Here is a 5,226-nt window from a genome sequence, read left to right on the forward strand (position 1 = left end):
CACTTCTTCGAAACTATGAACGGGCTTGCGCCCCATCAATCCCAGGCGAGAAGCCAGCGGAAAGATGTGACGGGCGATGGCCTCGGGAAGACCAAGCGGCGAAGGAACGGGAATTTCAAATGTCGAGGCGACCGGATCGACGCAGTTCCCGTCGTTTCCCCACGCAAGCGTGACCTCGTGGCCACGGCTGAGGAATGCGCGGGCGATCTGTTGCGCGCGCGACCATGGACCACCCATCTGCGAGCGGGCAAGCATGGGGACGACAAGGATTTTCACGTTTTAAGGCTACGCGCGAGGCGGAAGAGCACCCAACTGCTGCTTATAGTTTTCGCCCCACACGCGCATGGCCTCGAGGACGGGCTGCAGGCTGCGGCCCAGCTCAGTGAGCGAGTACTCGACGCGCGGCGGGACCTCGGCGAAAACCTCACGGTGAACAATGCCCGCATCCTCCATGGTGCGTAGATTCGTCGTCAAGACCTTTTGCGAAATCGATCCGATCGAGCGCTGAAGTTCTTTGAAACGCATGGTCCCCTTATCGCTCAGATCGCGCAAGATCAACACCTGCCATTTGTTCCCAATCAGGGTCAAAGTCGTTTCAACCGGACATGGCGGCAAGTTTTCAAGCTGTGAATTCATTTTCTTCCCCCCTTGATCTTCGCAGGTCAACTCCAATAGTTACTTTTAGGTACCTATGGCACAAAATAGTGCCTACTTCCTAAGTGCTCGCATTAATTCTACGCTGTCACACGTACGAAAAACAGAGCGATTTGCTCGCACAAACAATCGAAGGACAACCCATGGCTCACTCAATCGCAGTCGTCGCAGCAAACGGCAAAGCCGGACAGCGCATCAGTGTTGTCCGCAAGTAAGCATCAGTGTTGTCCGCAAGTAAGGGATACACCTAGCACTCACATTCGGGCGCGCATGTGAAACCGCCCCCATCCAAGACACGATCGGAAAACCCGTAGGAGTTCCAATGAACCAGACAATGAACGCCGAGATTTCGCGCCTTGTCGATGCGATCAGCGCAGCGGATGCTGTCATGATCGGCGCAGGCTCAGGTCTATCAACCGCCGCAGGTTTTACCTACAGTGGCGAACGCTTTAAGACCTACTTTGCCGATTTCATCGAGACCTACGGATTATCCGACATGTACTCGGCCGGCTTTTATCCATTCAAAACATTGGAAGAGCAGTGGGCTTATTGGAGTCGCAACATCTGGTACAACCGCTACGTTGAGGCTCCAAAAGACACCTACGACAAGCTCCTCCAACTGGTCGACGGTAAAGACTTTTTCGTTCTCACGACGAATGTTGACCATCGCTTTCAGCTCGCAGATTTCCCAAAGGAACGCCTGTTTTACACACAGGGCGATTACGGTCTATGGCAGTGCAGTATTCCTTGTCATGACTCGACCTATGACAATTTCGAGGCCGTGGCGCGCATGGTTGAGGAGCAACATGACATGCGGGTTCCCAGTGAGCTTGTCCCCTACTGCCCCAGGTGCGGCGAGCCTATGAGCATGAATCTGCGCTGTGACGCGACTTTTGTTGAGGACGCGGGATGGCACCAAGCTGCCCGCAGGTATCAGGATTTCATCGAGGCACACGGCGGCGGCAGGATCATCTTCCTTGAGCTTGGTGTTGGCTCAAATACCCCGGGAATCATCAAGTTCCCGTTCTGGAAGCAGACCTACGCTAATGCCTCGGCGACTTACGCGTGCGTGAACTTCGGGCAGGCGCAGGCACCCGCTGAGATCCGCGATCGCTCGATCCTCATCAACGGGGATATCCACGAGGCGCTCACCCTAGCTTTGCAAGTACGACAGGGCTAGGCCAACCTTCGCAGCGCTACAGTTCCAGCCTCATGTACACGAGTTCTTGGTAGCCCGCAGACGCGGAGCGGTAGCCCCGGGGGTTGCGCCCGTATTCCTCGAACCCTGCGCGACGGTAAAGGGACACCGCCCGTTCGTTCTCTGCCACCACTTCGAGCTCAAGCTGGGTGTAGCCCGCCTGCCGAGCACAGTCGATGCTCGCTTCGATCAGCGCCCAGCCGATCCCCATCCCCCAGCACTCCTTGAGGATGCTGATCCCAAAACGGGCCCGGTGCGCAACCTTGCGCCTATTACGCACTGCTGAAACTCCTGCACTTCCAACGATGCACCCGTCGATCACGGCAACGAGTTCAACCTCATTGCCGCTACGTTCTGTTTCTTCCAGGGAGCGGGCCTCTTGTTCATCGTCGGCGCTCTGCTCGTCCGGGTAGGACAGCAAATAGTCAGTTTCCGCATGCGTGCGTTGCGTGGTCTCGCGCAGAACGCGGGCGTCCGAGGCGACGGTGTTCCTCACCAGGAGTTCCACCCCGCCTTTCAACACCACCGTCTTGGCGTACCTCATTGTCGGACTCCTTGTCTGCCTAGGAATAAGTCAAATTATGGTCGGCGTGGACAGCCCACGAACCCGAACGAGGACTCCCCTGCCGCTCGAGCACGCCTTCTTCCTTGAGCTGCGCGACGATGCGCTCAGCGGTTCGCTTCGAGCATCCGAGGTGCTGCGCGAGCTGGGCTACGGTTGACCGCGTGTTGTCACGGAAGAAAGCGAGCGCGCGGGAGCGCTCCGCGTCCGCTGCGCTCGCCGGCCGCGCGTACGGAAGTATGGCTTCCCTGATTGCTTCGAGCATGAACTCCACGAACTCCTCGCACGAACCGGCCGCACCGGAGCGCGCCAAGGCATCGTAATAGTCCGCCTGTCTCCTCCTAATGGCAGATTCAACGGGCACCCAGGCCAGCACCGGACGCCACCGCGACAACAGTAGCGTGTGCCAGAGCCGTCCCATCCGGCCATTGCCATCTGAAAAGGGGTGGCAGAACTCGAATTCGAAGTGGAAGATGCACGAGACGAGGAGAGGATGCATGCGCGTCGCACGCAGCCACTCGAAGAGGCTACCCATCACCTCGGGGACATAGGCGGCTGGAGTCCCCGCATGGATAAGGGTGCCCCCGTTGAACACACCGACGTTGCCGGAGCGAAAGCGCCCGGCATCGGGAACGAGGCCGCCCATCATCACGCGATGAACACGCAGCAAATCTTCCACCGAATGAGGATCGAGTTCCGGAATGAGATCGTAGGCGATGCGTGCGTTTTCAACTTCGAGGATGTCGCGCCGATCTCCGAGAACCCGCTTACCGTCGATGATCGCGCTCACGGCACTCTCGTCAAGCTTGTTGCCCTCGATGACGAGCGAGGAGTAAATCGTCTGGATCCGCAGCTCCCGGCGCAACGTCGGGCTGGTCGACAGGGGAGCCTGCGGCGAGAGCATACCGACCAGCTCAGCGATCTCCATGCACAGGGCATCGATGACGTCAGTGCGTTCAAAAGACGGTTCGTAGGCCATGACCACCCCCTATTACCGCCACAATTATACCGCCAGTGGCGGTAATCGGGTGGCAGTGAGACTGTCAGAGCGTAAAACCCGTGCTCTATCCGGGTTCATGTACATGCTGCTGAAACAGGGGCGGCCTATCACCGCCGTGGAACTACACTATTGCCAACCCACGTTTTTAGAAAAGGAATGCTTATGTGGCCCAGTCGGAAGCTTGAGCTGTTGACCCCACTGATTGCGGGACTGTGCGAGGAACGCGGGATGGAGGTGCCCGCACCGACAAGCGTCGATGAGATGTGGGAGCAGTTCCGCGCCCTGGTCAATACGCGCCCGCCCATGCCCGCCTCGCCGGAGTGGCTGGCTTTGCAGGATCAGTTGCTCAGTGAGTTGATTGCCGGGGATGGCGTTGTTTCCATTGACGAGGCCGAGGTCGCACCCCTGCACCCGAACATTCGCCTGTGGCAGGGCGACATTACGAGGCTCGCAGCGGATGCGATTGTGAACGCAGCGAACTCACAGATGCTGGGGTGTTGGGTGCCTGGGCATGCGTGCATTGATAATGCGATTCATACTTTCGCCGGCGTCCAGTTGCGTTTGGAGTGCGCCCAGCTCATGGAGGAGCAGGGCCACGAGGAGCCGACGGGCAGAGCGAAGATTACGGGCGCGTATAACTTGCCTTCGCAGCGCGTCATTCACACGGTCGGGCCGGTTGTGCCCGCCGGCGAGGACGCTGACATGCATCGTTTCGAGCTGATGAGCTCGTACCTGAATTGCCTGGATTTAGCGCAAGAAAGCGGTACGGGCTCCCTTGCGTTCTGCTGTATTTCAACGGGCGTTTTTGGCTACCCGAAGCAGGACGCTGCCGAGGTCGCGGTGGATGTGGTCAATCAGTGGCTGACGGCAACTCAGTCCCCCATGGTCGTTGTGTTTGATGTGTTCTCTGATGAGGACGAGGCGATTTATCGAAGGCTTTTGGGGTTCTAGGGTTGTGGGGCTGTAGATGCTTCTGAGCTATACGGTTTCCGCCGTTGCAGGCACTTCGAAGGGCGGGTAAGCGTGGATAAGAAGGCTGTTCAGATTCTGAATCGTTTGATGGACGATCAGAAGAAGCATTCGGTGAGTGCGGAGGAGCTTGCTTATGCCCGGAAGATGGGGGTGGTTGTTGAGGATCGCCCGATTACTCTCGATCAGGCGCTTGATGTCCTGGATCGATGCTTTGAGGCTGTGTCTTTAGAGGATGCGGCGCAGGCGTTCTTATATAGTTTGTCCTCGCGCGATGTGGATTACCGCTATATTTTGGCGTCCTATGTGTATGCCCGCAGTTGGTTTTCTTTTGATCGAGGCCGGACTCAGGAGGTCCCAAAGAGGCTGACGGGCACCTTCTTTAACTGGGTGAAACACAGGGGCGGCGGCATTTGGGGAACGATCGGGAAGCCCATCTTTTACTTGGAGCAGTTCGCGTCAATGGAGCGGCGGGTTGCGAGCGATGCGGATGCGGGGATACTGAGGTCGATCTTGGAGCTGGCTGATTCCATGGAGGACGAGGCCAGTGGCACTGCCTTGGCGACCGCTATCCGCACCGCGAAGTTACTTCCCTGCAACCAAGCGGAGGCCGTTGGGATCGTTGAGACTCTGGCAATCTGCGGGATTCTTGAGGCACCAGGGCACCCCGGTTTTCTGCATTCATTCACTCCCCCACTTGAGCGTGATACCGGTGACCTGCGGCAAAGCCTGTCCTACCCTTTGAACTGGTGGCGTGGGGCCGATGGCGTGAATTGGGAGAATGCGGCTGGAGCATACGGCTACTCGGGGGTTGAGCCTGGCAGAAAAACCAAGAAGGCAGCA

General features: G+C 58.0%; 6 protein-coding genes and 1 pseudogene. 3 read left to right on the plus strand and 4 right to left on the minus strand.

All coding sequences use genetic code 11. From position 1 onward, the window contains the following. A pseudogene (locus RW023_RS08345) lies at positions 1-255 on the minus strand (glycosyl transferase family 1); the annotation flags it as partial. Between the two features lie 30 nt (positions 256-285). Beyond that, positions 286-636, minus strand: a complete 351-nt coding sequence (locus tag RW023_RS08350) for a helix-turn-helix domain-containing protein (protein WP_299061973.1) — start codon at positions 634-636, stop codon at positions 286-288. Between the two features lie 340 nt (positions 637-976). Here RW023_RS08350 and RW023_RS08355 point away from each other — a divergent pair, with 340 nt between their 5' ends. Next, on the plus strand, positions 977-1,834 hold the full coding sequence (locus RW023_RS08355) for a Sir2 silent information regulator family NAD-dependent deacetylase (RefSeq protein ID WP_315580753.1): 858 nt from the start codon (positions 977-979) through the stop codon (positions 1,832-1,834). Positions 1,835-1,850: 16 nt separating this feature from the next. Here the strand turns inward: RW023_RS08355 and RW023_RS08360 are convergent, their stop codons facing one another. Then, positions 1,851-2,396, minus strand: coding sequence for a GNAT family N-acetyltransferase (locus RW023_RS08360; RefSeq protein ID WP_315580754.1), 546 nt, complete (start codon positions 2,394-2,396; stop codon positions 1,851-1,853). Positions 2,397-2,415: 19 nt separating this feature from the next. After that, on the minus strand, positions 2,416-3,393 hold the full coding sequence (locus RW023_RS08365) for a Fic family protein (RefSeq protein ID WP_315580755.1): 978 nt from the start codon (positions 3,391-3,393) through the stop codon (positions 2,416-2,418). 183 nt (positions 3,394-3,576) lie between these two features. Here RW023_RS08365 and RW023_RS08370 point away from each other — a divergent pair, with 183 nt between their 5' ends. Both RW023_RS08370 and RW023_RS08375 read left to right on the plus strand, forming a co-directional pair. Beyond that, positions 3,577-4,365, plus strand: coding sequence for a protein-ADP-ribose hydrolase (locus RW023_RS08370; protein WP_315580756.1), 789 nt, complete (start codon positions 3,577-3,579; stop codon positions 4,363-4,365). 72 nt (positions 4,366-4,437) lie between these two features. Then, a partial coding sequence (locus tag RW023_RS08375) for a hypothetical protein (RefSeq protein WP_315580757.1) occupies positions 4,438-5,226 on the plus strand: 789 nt, incomplete at its 3' end.

The sequence above is a fragment of the uncultured Actinomyces sp. genome, from assembly GCF_963542285.1.
Classification (GTDB): Bacteria; Actinomycetota; Actinomycetes; order Actinomycetales; family Actinomycetaceae; genus Pauljensenia.